This is a genomic window from Streptomyces sp. NRRL S-340 (genome assembly GCF_000720185.1).
Taxonomy (GTDB): Bacteria; Actinomycetota; Actinomycetes; order Streptomycetales; family Streptomycetaceae; genus Streptomyces.
In genome coordinates, this window is sequence record NZ_JOIY01000001.1 from 188773 (window position 1) to 204861 (window position 16089).

Consider the following 16089-nt stretch of genomic DNA (forward strand, 5'->3'; position numbering starts at 1 on the left):
ACGACAGCTCCGGCGCCCAGCGAGATGCCCCCTCGCACAGGAGCTCCCGAGCTCAGCGATCCATTGGTGTTTTCCCACCGCGGGCGAGCTCCCCGCGCGAGACGACTCCTGCGTGCTGCCACCGATGACTCCTCTGTTGGGAGACGCGGTGCGGCCGCCGGGGATCCCAGCCGCGCGACCAACTGGCTGGGGCCAGAGCCACCGCTGACAGTCGTGGGACGCCCCACTGGGCCGCGGGCAGTCGCAGTCGGGCCCTCCGCACCCAGCACCGTTCCCCGGGGGATGGACCCTGTCGACCGTCACGTAGGAGGGCACGGTTGGGCGGCCCCCGACAATGCCGTTGCCGCCGCTGCTCGGCATTCGTCCGGGATTCGGCGTCGGGAATTCCTCGCCTGGTGTCAAGGGCATCCGTCCGGGAATCGCGCCCCGCCCCGGCCCTGCCGGACCTGCTGACATTCCTCCTCGCGGCGGCGGACCAGTGACGTCTCTACCCGGCGTCACCGAGCCGGTTATCGGCCTGACCGACTCCACCGGTCCCGCAGGTGTTCTGGTGCTGCCCCCGAACGCAGGGGGGATGATCGCAGGCTGCGCTGGAGCCGGGGCGGCGGCCCGACCGGGATCAGGGACACCACCAGCCGGGCCACCGGCGTGTGCGGCGCATGGGGCAACGTGCCCACGGAGTCGATACCCATCCGGGAAGGTGGCTCGGCCTCCGTCAGACGAGGATGCGGCGACAAGCTCGCATGATCGGACGAAGTCGTGATCGGGCGAAGTCACCGACCGCGATACCGAGCCGGAGTTCGAGTGCGTTGCCGGTCCCTGGTCGGCTGCATGCGAGGGCACGCCGCTCTCCGTAGGAACATGAGTGGCGCCGCTTCTCGCCGGGCCGACGACGCTGCTGTCCCGGCCCACCGTGAGGGATCCCGACGACGGCACGATCGCTTTCGGCGGCGGCGGAAACTTCGGCCGCTCCAGCCTGTTCATCTGCGTGGCCGACACTCGTAGGTCTGGCCCAGCTTCCGCATCTGCGCCGCCGCCTCCAGGCGGACCTTCTCCTTGTGCCCCGCCAGTGCGGCCAGCTCACTCCTGGACTTGGCGCTGACCGCCGCCGCGTCCGGGTCGTGGTGCGCGCCTTCGCCGCGTCCAGGTTCGCCTGCGCGCCCTTAGTGTCGCGCGGAATGGATGTGCGCCTGCGCAATCGCCCCGGAAGCCTCCCTCAGCCACTTCCCAGCGTCTTCGCTGAAGTCACCAAGTCGCAGAGTGGAGTTGGACGTGCCGCCGGATCCCTTGTGAGGCACCAGAACTCCCCGTCCCCGTTCGTTCCACCGGATTCTCGGATCGACCCGCCCGCGTCGCCGCCCGCCGGCGTCGGCGTCGGCGTCGACGGCTGCCCCGGCTGCGTCCCGTTCCCGTCGGCGTGGCCCTTGCTGCGCCCATCAGGTGCCGCCGTAGTACTTCGTCGCCTCCGCGCTGACCGCCGCCCTACCTGGACTCCAGGCTGACCTGGAAGCCGTCCGGCGCGGTCGCGAAGATCGCCGACATCCCATCTGAGCAGGCGTGCTCAGACGCAACCCGGTCATCGCTCGGACGGGGATGTGCACTGCACCTGGGGCCCCGCAGTGGTACTCCACGCGGGCCGGGCTCCTGGCTTCGGGCCGCGTGGGCCCCTGCCGAGGTGAGGTGGCAGGGGTCCACGGTGCGCACAGCGGTGGGGCGCTGAGGCCTTGCCCCGGGGGCAGCGTCCTTGGCTGTGCGGCTTACCGTCTGGTGGTGGGCCGGTTCACTTCAAGTGGCGGGTGAAGAACTGGGCCGCCGCGTCCCCCGCGAACTGCGGGACGCCGGTGTGGCCGCCGAGATTGGCGTGCAGGGTCTTCTCCTTGCTGCCGAAGGCGTCGAACAGGTCCAGGGCCGTCTGCCGGTCGTTCCTTTCGTCGTCCCACTGGAGCAGGACGTGGAGCGGAATGGTGACCTGGCGGGCCTCCTCGAACATGGCGCGGGGTACGAAACTCCCGGCGAACAGGACGGCGGCCGAGATACGCGGCTCGACCACCGCCAGCCGGATCCCGATCGAGATCACTCCCCCCGAGTACCCGACCGGGCCGCCGATCTCGGGCAGGGAAAGGAGCGCGTCCAGGGTGCTCCGCCATTCCGGGACCGCCTTTTCGACGAGCGGGAGGATGAGGGCGTCGACGATCTCCTCACCGGCCGGCTCCCCGGCCTCCAGTGCCCGGCGCAGGTCGGCGCGGGCCTGCTCGACGGCCGCCCAACGGGGTCGTTCACCGCTGCCGGGGAGTTCGATGGTGGCCGTGGCGAAGCCCTCCGCCGCGGAGTGCCGGGCCCGCCCCGCCAGCCGGGGGTACATCTTGCGCAGTCCGCCGGGGTGGCCGAGCAGGATCAGCGGCGCCGGTGCGGACGCGGAGGCGGACGCGGGCGTCCACAGGATGCCGGGAATCTCGCCGAGGGTGAATTCGCGCTCGAGGACACCGTCGTCGAGACGCTGTTCAGAAGTGAAACGCATGGTCGTGCCTTTCGGGAGTGCGCTTGAGCGGCGCTCCCGGACGACCTACCGCCCGACCGTGACCCCGGAGGGGAGCACCCATGTCGATACTGCGTTCACGGGTACCACCTCCTCGTTCTCTCGCACGGCCTCCGGAAACGTAGCAGTGGTCGCAGGGGTCCGCCAAGCGGTTTTCCGCGCGGGGTCCGGGTCAGGGAATCCCCGCTGTGTGCCGGCCTCGTCGGCGGGGCGTGTCCGGCAAGAGTGCGCCGTCCCTGTCGCGTTGTCCGGGGCTCCCTCGGCCTGATCCAGACGTGCGGCCGAGTGCTGGAAACATCCGCATGACGTACGGATTCACGGCGCAGCTTGCCTGCGGGTTCGGTGATCCGGCTCAGGACGACTGCGTGATGGCGGGCGTCGCCGGGTCGGACGACGAGGAGGCGTTCTCCCTCTTGTTCATGTGCGGCTCCGAGGAGCCTGACGGACAGGAGGTGTCCTTGGCGCTGGACACCCACTGCCTCGTCACGCCGGACCAGGGGACCGCATAGGGCTGTGTACGCCAGGTGGAACTCCGCGCGGATGTGCTCCGGGTGACATTGGACCCCTCGTCGCTGGACGCGCTCGGCCTGTCCGGTCCCGTCGTCGAGGCCGTGCCGCGGGCACCGGCGGCCGACGTGGCCCGCATGCGCGAGGTGCTGCCGCGCGTCCTCGCCTACGGGCGTCCGGATGCCCGCCCGGGGGTGATCGGCCTGCAGGGAGTACAGCGCGGCAGCGGAGCGCAGCACCGGGTCCGGGGTCGGCACCGGACCCGGAGCCGGCACCGGACCCGGCCGCATCACCGGCCCGGTCGCCGCTACCGCACCCCCCGTCGCCTTACCGGTCCCGCCGCCATTACCGGTCCCGCCGTCGAGATTTTTCCGTGCGGAGCCATCCCTCCTGCCCTCCGGGACGTATCCAGTGAGCCAGTACGACTCCGGAAGCAGAGCAGGAGGCAACGGTATGGCGATCTTCAAGAATCTCTTCCCGGCCGATCGCCACGGCCACGGTGGTCACGGAGACCACGGGGATCACGGTGATCGTGACGACCGCCGGCACGGTGAGGACCACGGGCGCGACGAGACCTCGATGAGGGGTCGCCGGCATGGTTCGCACGACGAGGACCGCGGTTTTGGCCGCCACGGCTGACAGTGGTCCGGGAGAGCCGGGCGGAACGACACCACGGCGTGCCGCTCCGCCCGGCCGCTCCACGCTGCGCCGGCTGCTCCTGCTGCCGGCGGTGGACGGCGGGGCGGACGCGGTGGTCGCCGCCGCTCCCCCGCTGAGCCCGCGTGAGGTGTTCCGCCGCTTCTGGCCGTACACCCGCGGGCGGCGGGGCCGGCTCGTGCCGATGGCGCTGTTCAGCCTGGCCTGGCCGTTCGTCGACGCGGGCGAACTGTGGCTCTTCAAGCTCCTGGTGGACGACGTGCTCGTCCCCCGGAACCTGGCGCCGTTCCTCTGGATCGCCCCGGCCTGCCTGGGGCTCGTCGTCGTCTCCGGGGTCCTCGGGTTCGCCGACGACATGATGTCGGCGTACACCAGCGAGAGCTTCCTGCTGACGCTGCGTTCCGACGTCTTCCGGCATGTCCAGGGGCTGTCGCTCGGGTTCTTCGAGCGGCGGCGGCTCGGGGACGTGCTCTCACGGATCACCGGTGACGTGGACGCCGTCGAGACGTTCCTGCTGTCGGGCGTGGCCGACGTCCTCTCCTACGCGCTCCAACTGGGCGTCTTCCTGGGGCTGCTCTTCTACCTCCGCTGGGACCTCACCCTGCTCGCGCTCGTCATCGTGCCGCTGTTCTGGGGGGCCGCGCGGCACTTCTCCCGGCTGGTCAAGGCGGCGTCCCGCGAGCGCAGGCGCCGCAGCGGTTCGCTCACGGCGGTCGCGGAGGAGTCGCTGGGCAACGTGGCCCTCGTCCAGGCGTACAACCGGCAGGCCTGGGAGGCGCGCCGCTTCGAGCGCGAGAGCCTCGGGACGTTCCGCGCCACCATGGCGTCGACCCAGATCCGGGCCCTGTACCGGCCGCTCGTCGAGATGATCGAGATGTGCGGGGCGCTCGCCGTGACGGGCCTCGGCACCTGGAAACTGGCGCAGGGCCAGCTCACCCTGGGCGGGCTGCTGGTCTTCCTGGCCCTGATCGGCAAGCTGTACGGCCCGGTCCGCGACCTGTCCCGCCTCGGCACCACCTTCTACGCCGCCTCCGCCTCCGCCGAACGCATCGTCGAACTGCTCGACCAGCGGCCCCAGGTCACCCAGGCACCCCACGCCCGGCGGCTCCGCCGGGCACACGGCGGGATCGAGTTCGACGGAGTCTGCTTCCGCTATCCGGCGGCCGGTCCGGACGGCTCCTCCGCCACCGGCCCGGACGGTTTTGCCGCGACCGGTCCGGACGGACGGGCGGTGTCCGGTCCGGACGGCGGCGGCGATCCCGTGGCCGCCGCCCATGCCCGGGACAGCGTCCGTCCCCGGGACAGCGCGAGCGCCGCCGACGACGGCCCCGCCGGCTCCGCGCCCTGGGCGCTCGCCGACGTGTCCTTCCACGTGTCTCCCGGCGAGACCCTGGCCCTGGTGGGGCCCAGCGGAGCCGGCAAGTCCACCGTGGCCAAGCTGCAACTCCGCTTCTACGACCCCGACCTGGGCGCCGTGCGCCTGGACGGGTACGACCTGCGGGACCTGGCCCTCGCCGATCTGCGCGAGAGCGTCGCGGTGGTCCTCCAGGAGACCCTCGTCCTGCACGGCACCGTGCGGGAGAACATCGCCTACGGCCGGCCCGACGCCACCGAGGCCGAGATCGTGGCGGCGGCGCGGGCGGCGGACGCCGACGGGTTCGTCCGGCGGCTCCCGCAGGGATACGACACGATGGTGGGCCAGCGCGGCCGGACGCTCTCCGGCGGGCAGCGCCAGCGTCTGGCGATAGCCCGCGCCATGGTCAGGGACGCGCCCGTGCTGCTGCTGGACGAGCCCACCACCGGGCTCGACGCCGGATCCGGGCGCAGGATCATGGCACCGCTGCGCCGCCTCATGTCGGGCCGGACGACCGTCGTCATCTCGCACAACCTGCTCACCGTCCGCGACGCCTCCCGGATCGTGCTGCTCGACCACGGCCGCATCGCCGAGAGCGGCACCCATGACGAACTGCTCCGGCGCGGCGGGGCGTACGCCCGGTTGTACGGGCTGCACCAGACGGGCGCCGCAACCGCTCCCCCGCAGCCGGTGCGGTCATGAGCGGCGCCCGGGAGCACCCGGTGCTGGCCCCCGGGACCCGCCCGGCCCCCGGCTACCGGGTCCTGGGGCACCTGGCCCGTACCGGCTGGCTCGACCTGTACGACTCCTGGAGCGAGGAACGCGCCTGCCGGTGCGTCGTCAAGGTGCTGCGCCCGGACCGCCGGACGGAGGAGAAGGCGGCCGAACGGCTGCTGCGGGAGGGCCGGTGGCTCTGCGAGTTCACCCATCCGCACCTGGTCCGCGGGTACGAGGTCCGCACGGCACCGCAGCCGCTGGTCGTGCTGGAGACGCTGAGCGGGGAGACCCTGTCCTGCCTCCTCCACCGGCTGCGACGGCGTCCCGCCGCCACCGACCTGGCGCTCCTCGGGGTGCAGTTGTGCTCCGCCGTCCACTATCTGCACGGCCGCGGCCTGCTGCACCTCGACCTCAAGCCGTCCAACGTCGTCGTGGACTGCGGCCGTGCGAAGGTGCTCGACCTGAGCGTGGCCCGGCCGCCCGGCCACGCCCCGCCCGGGATGGGCACCTTCTCCTACCTGGCGCCCGAGCAGGCGCGCGGCGGCCCGCTGTCGGCCGCGGCCGACGTGTGGGGCATCGGCGTCACGCTGTACGAGGCGGCCGCCGGTGACGTTCCCTTCGACCGCGGGGAGACCGTGCCCAGCGGCAGCGGCAGTGACGGCGGCGACGGCAACGGCAGTCACCACGGCGCCGGCGGTGACAGCGGTGTGGGTGACGGCGGCAGTGTCCGCGCCACCGGCGGGGGCCAGGACTGGTACCCGCAGCTGGAGACGAGCGCACCGCCGATCGGGACGCGGCGGCGCCTGCCGCGCGCGCTCGCCGAGGCCGTCGACGGCTGTCTGCGGCAGGACCCGGCGGCACGGCCGACGGTCCCCGAGCTGGCGGCGGCCCTCCGCGCGTTGCTCCCCGACGGCCTCTCAGGACCGACCGCCCGGGCCGTCGGAACCGGCTCCCCGGGCGACCAGGACCGAGGCCCTGGGCGGCCGGAGCCGGGCCCCGGGGCCGTCAGGACCGGCTCTCCTGAGTCGCGGGCGTGAAGTGGGTGCTCGCCAGTACCGTGCCGTCGGCGGCGGTCAGCCGGGCACCGGCGAGCGCCGAGTGGTCCAGGGGCGGGGCGGGCGCCCCCCACGCGCCCTTGCCGTCGTACAGGTCGAAGGTGCCGACCCGCACGGTGCCGCCGTCCTGGCGCACCAGCACGCAGGTGACCTTGCCGGTGTACGGGGTGCCGGCCGCCGTGAGGTCGACGGTCATGTAGACCCAGCCGGGTGAGCCGGGGTGGGCGTAGACCTCGCCGGCCGGACGCCCGGGCGCCGGGTGGGCGGAGGTCAGGCCGCCCCAGAGCAGGTCCGTCCCCCGGTCGGCGGAGGACGGCGCGGGTCCGGCCAGGGTGGTCTCGACCGCCGTACCGACCGACCAGCCGCCGAAGCCGACGGCGAGGACGAACGCGGTGGCCGCGGCGGCGACCCGTGGCCGGATCCGGCGGCCCAGCGGACCGGCCACGCGCGGGCGTACGCGCCCCTCGCGCCCCTGCGCGCCCTGGGTCAGCGCCTGCGCCACCCGGGTCTCGAACCCCACCGGTGGCTCGCTGCCCGGGAGCAGTCCGATCAGCCGGTCGCCGGCCTCTGTCAGCTGCCGGACGTGCTCCCGGCAGTCCGCGCACCCCTCCAGGTGCGCCACGGCACCGGCGCGCTCGCGGCCCGGCAGCACGCACAGGGCCAGCTCGGCGCCGATCTCGCGCAGCTTCTCGCAGGTCACGTCACTGGTCATGGTCGCCTCGCCGGTCGGACGCGAGTGTGGTCCGCAGCTTTCCCATCGCGGCCCGGACCCGGGTCTTGGCGGTGCCCAGCGGGATCCGCTCCCGGTCGGCGATCTGCTGGGCGGTCATGCCGTAGATGCCCGCCATCACCAGGGCCCGGCCCTGTTCGGGCGGCAGTTGCGCCACGGCGGCCCGCAGCCGCGACGACGCCTCGTCCGCCAGCGCGTGCTGCTCGGGGGTCTCGCCGACGGCGCCCAGGATCGCGTCGAGGTCCTCGGGCGCCACCGGCTCCGGGCGCCGTGCCCGGACGGCGTCGATGGCGAGGTTGTGGGCGATGGTGGTCAGCCAGGTGGTGACCGATCCGCGCCGCGAGTCGTAGATCTGGGCGTGGTGCCAGGCCCGCTCGAAGGTCTGCTGGGCGATGTCCTCGGCCAGTTGCGGGTCGCCGGTGACGGCGAGTGCGACGCCGAAGACCCGGTGCTGGAACCGCCGGACGAAACTGACCGCGAGTTCCGGGTCACCGGTGGCCAGCCCGGCGAGCAGAGCCTCGTCCGGGAGCCGCCCCACGGGGAACCGGAACCTTGACATATCCGTGTATACGGCCTGTCCGTGGCCAGGGATTGCCGACGGGTTCGGGAATCCCTCGGTCCGATTCTCCCGCGGGGCCACGGATCCCGCATGTCCGTTCGATTCTCCCGCGCAGGGCTCGCGGATCCCGCGCGTCAGCGCCGGGGCTCCGGCCCCGCCGCGGAGGACGCCGGGAGCAGGGGTCCCGCCCCCGAGGACGCCGGGAGCAGGGCCGTCACAGCCGGGCGGTCACAGAATGTGGGCCAGGCGGTCGACCTGGTCGGGGTCGGATCCGTAGCAGTACAGCATGACCTCGTCGGCGCCCAGGCCGGCGTAGGCGGTGAGGGCGTCGCGGACGGCGGCCGGGGTGGTGAGCATGCCGGAGATCATGCGGTCGGGCATGCCGGTGAACGTGTAGTACGCGTGCATGGCGGCGCGGGCGTCCTCGACCACCTGGGCCGGTCCCAGGGCGACGTTCGCCTGGGCGACCAGCCGTGGGGCGCCCTCGCGCCCGTGCTCCTTCCACTGGCCGCGCACGGTCTCGAACAGGTCGCCCGCCCAGGACGGCGGCGCGGCGGCCAGGAAGCCGTCGCCCCAGCGGGCCACCCGTTCCAGGGCCACGGGCTTGAACCCGCCGAACAGGACCTCGGGTCCGCCGGGGCGGGCCGGTGCCGGGCCGATGGGGCCCACCCCGTCGCCGTACGGTTCACCGGCCCACAGCCGTCGCAGCAGCGGCATCTGCTCGTCCAGGCGGCGGCCGCGGGTGCGCAGGTCGACACCCGCGGCCTGGTGGTCGTCCTGCCGGCCGCCGATGCCCAGGCCGAGGACCAGGCGCCCGCCGCTCATCCGGTCCAGGGTGGCCGTCTGCTTGGCGAGCAGGGCGGTGTCGCGCAGCGGGGCGAGCAGCACCTCGGTCTGGACGCGGATCCGTTCGGTGGCGCCGGCCAGGACGGCGAGCGCGGTCAGCGGCTCGGGGTTGTCGTAGACGAGCCGGTCGAGCAGGCCGAGGGTGGTGAACGGGCCGTCCTCGGCGCGCCTGGCCCAGGTGAGCAGAGTGGCGGGGTCGCTGATGGGCAGGCCGATGCCGACGTGCATGAAGAACCTCCGTGAAGGCAGGGGGAAGGAAGGGCCGGCCGCTGCTGCGGCCGGCGCCGGGCTTGCTGCCGCCCTCTCCTGCACCTCGGGGAGGTGGACGCTCCCGCTCTGCGGCGCACTTCCGGGGAGGCCTCTTCGAAGTGGCCCAGGCTAGGACGGCCGACGCCCCCGGGCAACGGGTTTTCCCGGCGCCCGGGCCGGTGGAACCACCCGTCCCCGTGGGGCAGTCTTCTCCCTCGTGGGGAGCGTTCCGTATCAAGGTGGTGCGCCGGGCGGCACGGGGGCGCACATGGTGGTGTGCGGGGACGACGGGCTCGCGCACCGTCTGGCCGCCGAGTTGCGCGGTGTCTACGGCGAGCAGGTCACGCTGGTCGTCCCGCCCTCCGAGCGCGCGGTACGGCCACCGGTGGTCGGCCGCGCCCGCGCCGCCTCGGCGCTGCTGGACCGGGTGGTGAGCGCCGCCGTGAACCGGGCCGGCGGGAACGGGCACGCGGCGGGCGCCGGCGGGAGCACCGGGGGCACGGGCGGTGCGGGCAGCGCTGGTGCCGGCGGCCCTGCCGGCGGCGCGGACCGGGTGGTGGAGGCCGCCGAGCTGACCGAAGCCGTACTCCTGGACGCGGGCGTGGACCGGGCGAGCGCGCTGGCGCTCGTCTACGACGACGACGAGACCAACATCCGTGCCGCGCTCACCGTCCGGCGGCTCAACCCGGGACTGCGGCTCGTCCTGCGCCTGTACAACCGGCGGCTCGGGCAGCACATCGAGGAACTCCTCGACCAGGCCGCCGCGTTGGCGACCGGTGACAGCGGCTCCCCGCTCGGCGCCGACGCGTCCACGACGGTGCTGTCCGACGCCGACACCGCCGCACCCGCGCTGGCCGCCGGTGCGGTGGTCGGCACCAGCAAGGTCGTCCAGACCGAGGGGCTGCTGCTGCACGCGGTCGAACGGCCGCCGCCCGCGCCCGGCCAGGTCGCCGATCCCGGCCTGTGCACGCTGGCCCTGCTCTCGGCGACCAGCAGCGATCCCGCCGGTGCCGACGGGTCCGAGGCCAGCGGGGAGCAGCGGCCCCGGCTGCTGCCGGACGCGGCGGCCGTGCGGGAGGCCACCGGACGCGGCACGGTGGTGCTGGAGCAGGTGTCGTACGCCGCCGGGCCCAACCTGCCGGCCGGGCGCGGGGTCGGTGTCGTCCCGCCGCTCACCTCGCTGTTCTCCCGGCGCCTGCGCTGGTCGGTGGCGGGCCTGGTGGCGTGCGTGTTCGCGCTCGCGGTCGCGTTGTGGCTGGTGACGGGGGTGCATCCGCTGGGCGCGCTCTATCTGACGCTGCTCGACCTGTTCGCCATCGACGATCCGGCGATCGGGCAGACGGTGGGGCGGCAGGTGCTCCAACTGCTGTCCGGCCTTGTCGGGTTGCTGCTGCTGCCGGTGCTGCTCGCGGCTGTCCTGGAGGCGCTGGGAACCTTCCGGTCGGCGTCCGCGCTGCGCAAGCCGCCGCGCGGGCTCGGCGGGCACGTGGTGCTGCTGGGGCTGGGCAAGGTCGGCACGCGGGTGCTGACACGGCTGCGGGAACTCCAGGTGCCGGTGGTGTGCGTGGAGTCGGATCCGGAGGCGCGGGGCCTGGCGACGGCACGGCGGCTGCGGGTGCCGGTGGTGCTCGGGGACGTCACGCAGGAAGGCGTGCTCGAGTCCGCGAAGATCCACCGCGCGCACGCCCTGCTCGCGGTGACCAGTGCGGACACGACCAACCTGGAGGCCGTGCTGTACGCGCGCTCGGTACGGCCCGACCTGCGGGTGGTGCTGCGGCTGTACGACGACGACTTCGCGACGGCGGTGTACCGGACGCTGCGGGCGGCGCACCCGCGGGCGCTGACGCGCAGCCGGAGCGTGACGCACCTGGCCGCGCCGGCGTTCGCCGGGGCGATGTTCGGGCGGCAGATCCTGGGGGCCGTGCCGGTGGAGCGGCGGGTGCTGCTGTTCGCCTCCGTGGACGTGGACGGGCATCCGCAGCTGGAGGGCAGGACGGTCGCCGAGGCGTTCCGGGCGGGGTACTGGCGGGTGCTGGCGCTGGAGGCGGGCGAGCGGGGCGGTGCCGGGAGCGGGGCCGGTGCCGGGGAGCGGCGCGAGCCCGCGGCCCAGGCGGCGGCGGAGGACACGGCGCCGGGGACCGGGCCGGGGGCCGGGCCGCGATGGAACCTGCCCGACAGCTACGTCCTGCGCAAGGAGGACCGGGTGGTCCTGGCGGCCACCCGGCGCGGGCTCGCGGAGCTGCTGGGACGGCGGGGGCGGGAGGGGACGGCGGCCTAGCGGACCGCGTCTCCCCGCCTCCACCGCCGCACTCCCGCCGGCCGCCCCGGACACGGCGGTCCCGACCGCTCCCGGGCGCCGCTGTCCCGTCCGCCCCCGGCACCGCGAGCCCGGCCGCTCGCCGGCACCGCTGCCCCAAGCGCTCGCCGGCGCCGCGCTCCCGCGCCCGCCCCCGGACGCCGCCTTCCCGACCGCCCCCCCCGGCGCCACGGGCCCCGCCCCGGTCCCGGGCCCCGGGCCCCGGCGGGCGGGTGCGGCTGCTCGCTACTTCGGCAGGTGCCGTTCGGCGAAGTCCAGTTCGAGCCGGACCTGCTTGATGCGTTCGTCGACCACCAGGGAGCCGTGGCCCGCGTCGTAGCGGTAGACCTCGTGGACGGCGCCGCGGGCTTCGAGGCGTTTGACGTAGTTGTCGATCTGGCGGATGGGGCAGCGGGGGTCGTTGACCCCGGCGGAGATGTAGACGGGGGCCGTGACCTGGTCCACGTAGGTGAGCGGGGAGGACGCCTCGAAACGCTCGGGGACCTCCTCCGGGGTGCCGCCCAGCAGGGTGCGGTCCATGGCCTTCAGGGCTTCCATCTCGTCGTGGTACGCCGTGACGTAGTCGGCGACCGGGACCGCCGCGATGCCCAGGGTCCACGCGTCGGGCTGGGTGCCGATGCCCAGCAGGGTGAGGTAACCGCCCCAGGAGCCGCCGGTGAGGATCAGCCGGTCCGGGTCGGCGAGGCCCGAGGTGATCGCCCACTCGCGGACCGCCGCGATGTCCTCCAGCTCGATGAGGCCGACCCGGTGCTTCAGGGCGTCCGTCCAGGCACGGCCGTAGCCCGTGGAGCCGCGGTAGTTGACGCGGACCACCGCGTAGCCGTGGTCGACCCAGGCGGCCGGGCCGGCGGCGAAGGAGTCGCTGTCGTGCCAGGTGGGGCCGCCGTGGATGTCGAAGACCGTGGGCAGGGGGCCGGTGGCGCCCGCCGGTTTCTGGACCAGGGCGTGGATGCGGCCGACGGGGCCCTCCACCCAGACGTCCTCCACCGGGACCGAGCCGGGGGACTTCAGGCCGGGCGGGTCCAGGACCACCCGGCCGTGCGTCGAGCGGACCGCCGACGGCTCGGCCGCCGACGACCACAGGTACTCCACGCTGCCGTCCGGGCGGGCTGTCGCCCCCGAGACCGTGCCGGGCGGGGTGGGGATCCTGGTCAGTTCGCGGGTCGCCGGGTCGTAGCGGAACAGCTCGCTGCGGGCCTCGAAGCTGTGGGCGATGAGCAGGCCGCCGCCGTCCGGGTACCACTCGGCGCTCACGTCGCCGGGGAGGTCCAGGGCGAGGTCCGTCTCCTCGCCCGTCGCCACGTCCCAGACCAGGGGCTCCCAGCGGCCACGGCGCTGGTGGCCGATGAGCAGCCGGGTGTCCCCGTCGACCGGGGCGAAGCCCAGCACCTCCAGGCCCAGCTCGACCGTGCCGCCCTTGGTGTCGTCCAGGTCGGCGACCGCGGTGCCGTCCGGGCGCAGCACGCGCAGCGCCGAGTGCATCGCGTCGCCGTGTTCGGTGTGCTCGATCGCGATGAGCGTGCCGTCGTGGGAGAGGTCGCCGACGCCCGCCGACTCACGGTGGCGGTAGATCTCCGCCGGGGCCTCGCCCGAGCCCACCCGCGCCAGGTGGATCGTCGTGCCGTCCTCGTCCGTGGAACGGCCCACGACCGCCGTCCGCCCGTCCCTGCCGAGGGCCAGGCCGGCCGGGTAGGAGGGGGCGAGGCCCGGTACGGCGGCCTCGTCGGGGCCGCCGCCGAAGGGCTGGCGGCGCCAGACGCCGAACTCGTCGCCGTCCTTGTCGTCGAACCACCAGATCCACTCGCCGTCCGGGGAGAGCACGCCGTCCGTCGTGCCGTTGGGCCGGTGGGTGGCCTGGCGCTGGGCGCCGCTCGCCCGGTCCCAGGCGTACAGCTCGTAGGTCCCCGTCGCGTTCGACACGAACAGGGAGCGGTCCGGTGCGTCCTCGGCCCAGTCGGGCAGGGACACCCGGGGTGCGCGGAAGCGCTTCTCCCAGTCCGGCATGTCCTGCTTCCCCGGCGCCCCCGCCGCTGACGGCGTCCCTGACGCCCCCGATGTCCCCGATGTCTCCGGCACGCCGGTCTGCTCCCCGGACCCGTTGCTCTCAGTCATGGCCCCATAGTGCCTGGCCCGACCGACAACGTGCCGCCCCGTTCCCCAGCCTGTGGAAAACATAAGGATCGGCCCCGCCAGCCGCCCCCCACGCCTGTGGAAAACTCAGACCCCGCGGCCTGCCCCGCCCGGCGGGCACCGTACCGTTGAGCCGTGTACCGGTTTCTTCTGACGCCCCGCTGGTGGGGCATCAACGTCTTCGTGCTGCTCGCCATCCCGTTCTGCGTCTTCATGGGGTCGTGGCAGCTGAGCCGGTTCGACGCGCGCGTGGACGACCACCGGAACCTGACCAGGCAGTCCGCCGCCGCCCGCACCGAGGCGCCGCGCCCGCTGGCGGGGCTGCTCCCCGTCGACAAGCGGACCTCCGGTATGCGGGCCACCGCGACCGGCCGGTACGGCAAGCAGCTGCTGGTCCCGGACCGGGAACTGGACGGCCGGCAGGGGTACTACGTCCTGACGCTGCTGCGCACGGGCTCCGGCAAGGCGCTGCCCGTCGTCCGCGGCTGGCTGCCGGGCGACGCGGACGCGGCGAAGGCACCGGCACCGCCCGCCGGCGAGGTCACGGTCACCGGTGCGCTCCAGGCTTCCGAGACGCCGGGGGGCAACGGGGTCGGCACGCGGGGCGGTCTGCCGTCCGGGCAGACCGCGGCGATCAGCGCGGCCTCGCTGGTCAACCTGGTGCCGTACGACGTGTACGACGCGTGGGTGACGCTCGACAAGGCCGACTCCGGGATGAAGGCGGTGCCCGCGAAGGCGCCGGAGGGCAGCGGGCTGGACCTGAAGGCGTTCCAGAACCTCGGGTACACCGGTGAGTGGTTCGTCTTCGCGGGGTTCGTGGTCTTCATGTGGTTCCGGCTGGTCCGGCGTGAGGTGGAGGCCGCGCGGGACGCCGCGCTCGGGCTGGCGCCCGGGGACGGGGAGCCCGTGGGAGCGGGCTCGGGCGGGCCCCAGGAGGAGCACACGGCCGCGGTCTGACCCCGTCCGTACCGCTTCCGCCGGTCTACGGGGCCGTCGCCAGCAGTCCGGTCCGGTAGACCGTGCCCGCGCAGGCGTCCGGGACCGTTGCCGAGACGGTCGGTGAACCGGCTTCCGGGGTGTGCGAGACCACGACGCTGCCGTCCGCCCTGCCGCCGTCCTCCGTGACCAGCTGGGTGGTCGTCCCGGTGCCGGTTCCCGAGTCGCTGCCCGCGGCCGGGCCGCTCGCCGCGGTCGTCTCCTGGCTCGGGGACGGGCCTGGCGTGGGGTTGCCGGTCTCGGTGCCGCCGGTGCCCCCGGTGCCGCTGCCGCCGCCGCTGGTGGGACAGGCGTCGGAGGGCACCCAGGCGAACTTCACCTCGTACCCGGACCCGGGGGACAGGACCAGCGCGGCGGATTCCGTGGACGGGTCGGGCAGCCCGGCCGCCGCGTCGCCCGCCGTGTGCTGCACCACGCTGACGCGGGAGGCGTCGGCCACGCCCTGGGTGAGCGTGGTGACGGTGCCCGGTCCGCCGACGGTGCAACTGCCGGGCGAGACGTTGGTGACGTGGAAGGTGCCGTACACGGCGCCCGCCGAGTCGGGGGCGCTGACGGTGGCGGTGGCGGAACCCAGTTGGCCCGCCGTGCACACCGGGGCGGAACGGGCCGAGGCGGAAGGGGCCTGAGGGGTGCCGGCCGGCGCGGTGCCGGGGGCGGGGGCCCTGCTGCCCTTCGCGCCGTCCTTCGTGCCGCCCGTCTCCTTGCCGGCGGGGCGGTCCGGCGATCCGCCGGCGATGCTCGACGCGCCGCCCGCGGCCTTGCCCTGCCCGGTGCCGCCCTGCGCCTGTGAGGCCTGGCCCGCGATGGCCGGGTCGGCGTCGGATCCAGTGGCGTGGGACACGTGGACGAGGGCCGGGACGGCGGTGCCCAGGAACAGGGCGGCGGCGGCCATGCCGACCGCGGCCTGCCGCTTGCGGGCCCGCCGCGCGGGAACCGCGCGCCGCAGGTGCTCCAGCGTGCCCTCGCTCGGCTCGACGTCCTCGACCGCCCGGTGCAGCAGCCGGCGCAGCGCCAGTTCGTCCGGGCCGAGTCCGCCGGGAGCTTCGCCGTCCCCTGCCGGGTCCGCCGCGGAAGCCGTACCGGGAGCCGCTTCGGGGTCCGTCACCGAAGCCGTACCGGAAAGCGCTGCGGGGGTCCTCGCCGAAGGCGTTCGCGGGTTCGCCGCCGGAGCTGCCGCCCGGGCCGTCTCGGCGGCCCCTGCCACGTCCGGGGCCCCTGCCGTGCCGGAGGGTGGGGCCGTGTCGGAGGCCCGTGCCGTGCCGGGGGTGTCCGCGGGGGGCTCCGCGGCGGGCGGTGCCGGGGGCGCGGGGCTCTCGGCGGAGATCTTCTCGGGGCTCTGTGCGGGCGCTTCGCCCTCGGGGTCCGGGCCCTTTGTCTCAGGGCTGTCGTTCACGGTTCCGTTCCCAGCGTGCGTCGGCGTGTGGTGGTGCTGCTCC

Annotated in this window: 12 protein-coding genes; 6 read left to right on the forward strand and 6 right to left on the reverse strand. The window is 74.5% G+C overall.

Annotated elements, in window-relative coordinates; translation table 11 throughout:
- Window positions 1–1780: 1780 nt before the first annotated feature.
- Window positions 1781–2518: an alpha/beta hydrolase gene (locus IG64_RS00780; protein WP_037850682.1), complete on the reverse strand. Its 738-nt coding sequence runs from the start codon at window positions 2516–2518 to the stop codon at window positions 1781–1783.
- 320 nt (window positions 2519–2838) lie between these two features.
- Here IG64_RS00780 and IG64_RS41820 point away from each other — a divergent pair, with 320 nt between their 5' ends.
- From IG64_RS41820 to IG64_RS38110, 4 genes are all read left to right on the forward strand, one after another.
- Window positions 2839–3045, forward strand: coding sequence for a hypothetical protein (locus tag IG64_RS41820; protein ID WP_063758743.1), 207 nt, complete (start codon window positions 2839–2841; stop codon window positions 3043–3045).
- A gap of 451 nt (window positions 3046–3496) precedes the next feature.
- The gene (locus IG64_RS41425; RefSeq protein WP_063758744.1) at window positions 3497–3682 is read left to right on the forward strand and encodes a hypothetical protein; all 186 of its coding nucleotides are present in this window, start codon (window positions 3497–3499) and stop codon (window positions 3680–3682) included.
- Between the two features lie 91 nt (window positions 3683–3773).
- Window positions 3774–5756, forward strand: coding sequence for an ABC transporter ATP-binding protein (locus tag IG64_RS41825; protein WP_420709866.1), 1983 nt, complete (start codon window positions 3774–3776; stop codon window positions 5754–5756).
- Window positions 5753–6808: a serine/threonine-protein kinase gene (locus tag IG64_RS38110; protein WP_107474113.1), complete on the forward strand. Its 1056-nt coding sequence runs from the start codon at window positions 5753–5755 to the stop codon at window positions 6806–6808. Before IG64_RS41825 ends, IG64_RS38110 begins: the two co-directional genes overlap by 4 nt.
- Here the strand turns inward: IG64_RS38110 and IG64_RS00800 are convergent.
- From IG64_RS00800 to IG64_RS00810, 3 genes are all read right to left on the reverse strand, one after another.
- Entirely contained in the window at window positions 6777–7538 is a 762-nt protein-coding gene (locus tag IG64_RS00800; RefSeq protein WP_037850684.1) for a hypothetical protein, read from the reverse strand. The two genes, IG64_RS38110 and IG64_RS00800, sit on opposite strands and share 32 nt — an antisense overlap.
- The gene (locus tag IG64_RS00805) at window positions 7528–8115 is read right to left on the reverse strand and encodes an RNA polymerase sigma factor (RefSeq protein WP_037850686.1); all 588 of its coding nucleotides are present in this window, start codon (window positions 8113–8115) and stop codon (window positions 7528–7530) included. Before IG64_RS00805 ends, IG64_RS00800 begins: the two co-directional genes overlap by 11 nt.
- A gap of 228 nt (window positions 8116–8343) precedes the next feature.
- On the reverse strand, window positions 8344–9189 hold the full coding sequence (locus tag IG64_RS00810) for an LLM class flavin-dependent oxidoreductase (RefSeq protein ID WP_037850689.1): 846 nt from the start codon (window positions 9187–9189) through the stop codon (window positions 8344–8346).
- Window positions 9190–9478: 289 nt separating this feature from the next.
- Here IG64_RS00810 and IG64_RS00815 point away from each other — a divergent pair, with 289 nt between their 5' ends.
- Window positions 9479–11488: an NAD-binding protein gene (locus IG64_RS00815; RefSeq protein WP_037850692.1), complete on the forward strand. Its 2010-nt coding sequence runs from the start codon at window positions 9479–9481 to the stop codon at window positions 11486–11488.
- A gap of 264 nt (window positions 11489–11752) precedes the next feature.
- Here the strand turns inward: IG64_RS00815 and IG64_RS00820 are convergent, their stop codons facing one another.
- Window positions 11753–13531 (reverse strand): prolyl oligopeptidase family serine peptidase, encoded by a 1779-nt coding sequence (locus IG64_RS00820; protein WP_037850695.1) that lies wholly within the window; start codon window positions 13529–13531, stop codon window positions 11753–11755.
- A gap of 261 nt (window positions 13532–13792) precedes the next feature.
- Here IG64_RS00820 and IG64_RS00825 point away from each other — a divergent pair, with 261 nt between their 5' ends.
- The gene (locus tag IG64_RS00825) at window positions 13793–14614 is read left to right on the forward strand and encodes an SURF1 family protein (RefSeq protein ID WP_037850699.1); all 822 of its coding nucleotides are present in this window, start codon (window positions 13793–13795) and stop codon (window positions 14612–14614) included.
- A 25-nt stretch (window positions 14615–14639) separates the two neighbouring features.
- On the opposite strand, the gene IG64_RS00830 is transcribed toward IG64_RS00825, so the two are convergent.
- Entirely contained in the window at window positions 14640–15758 is a 1119-nt protein-coding gene (locus IG64_RS00830) for a hypothetical protein (protein ID WP_199811474.1), read from the reverse strand.
- Window positions 15759–16089: the final 331 nt, after the last annotated feature.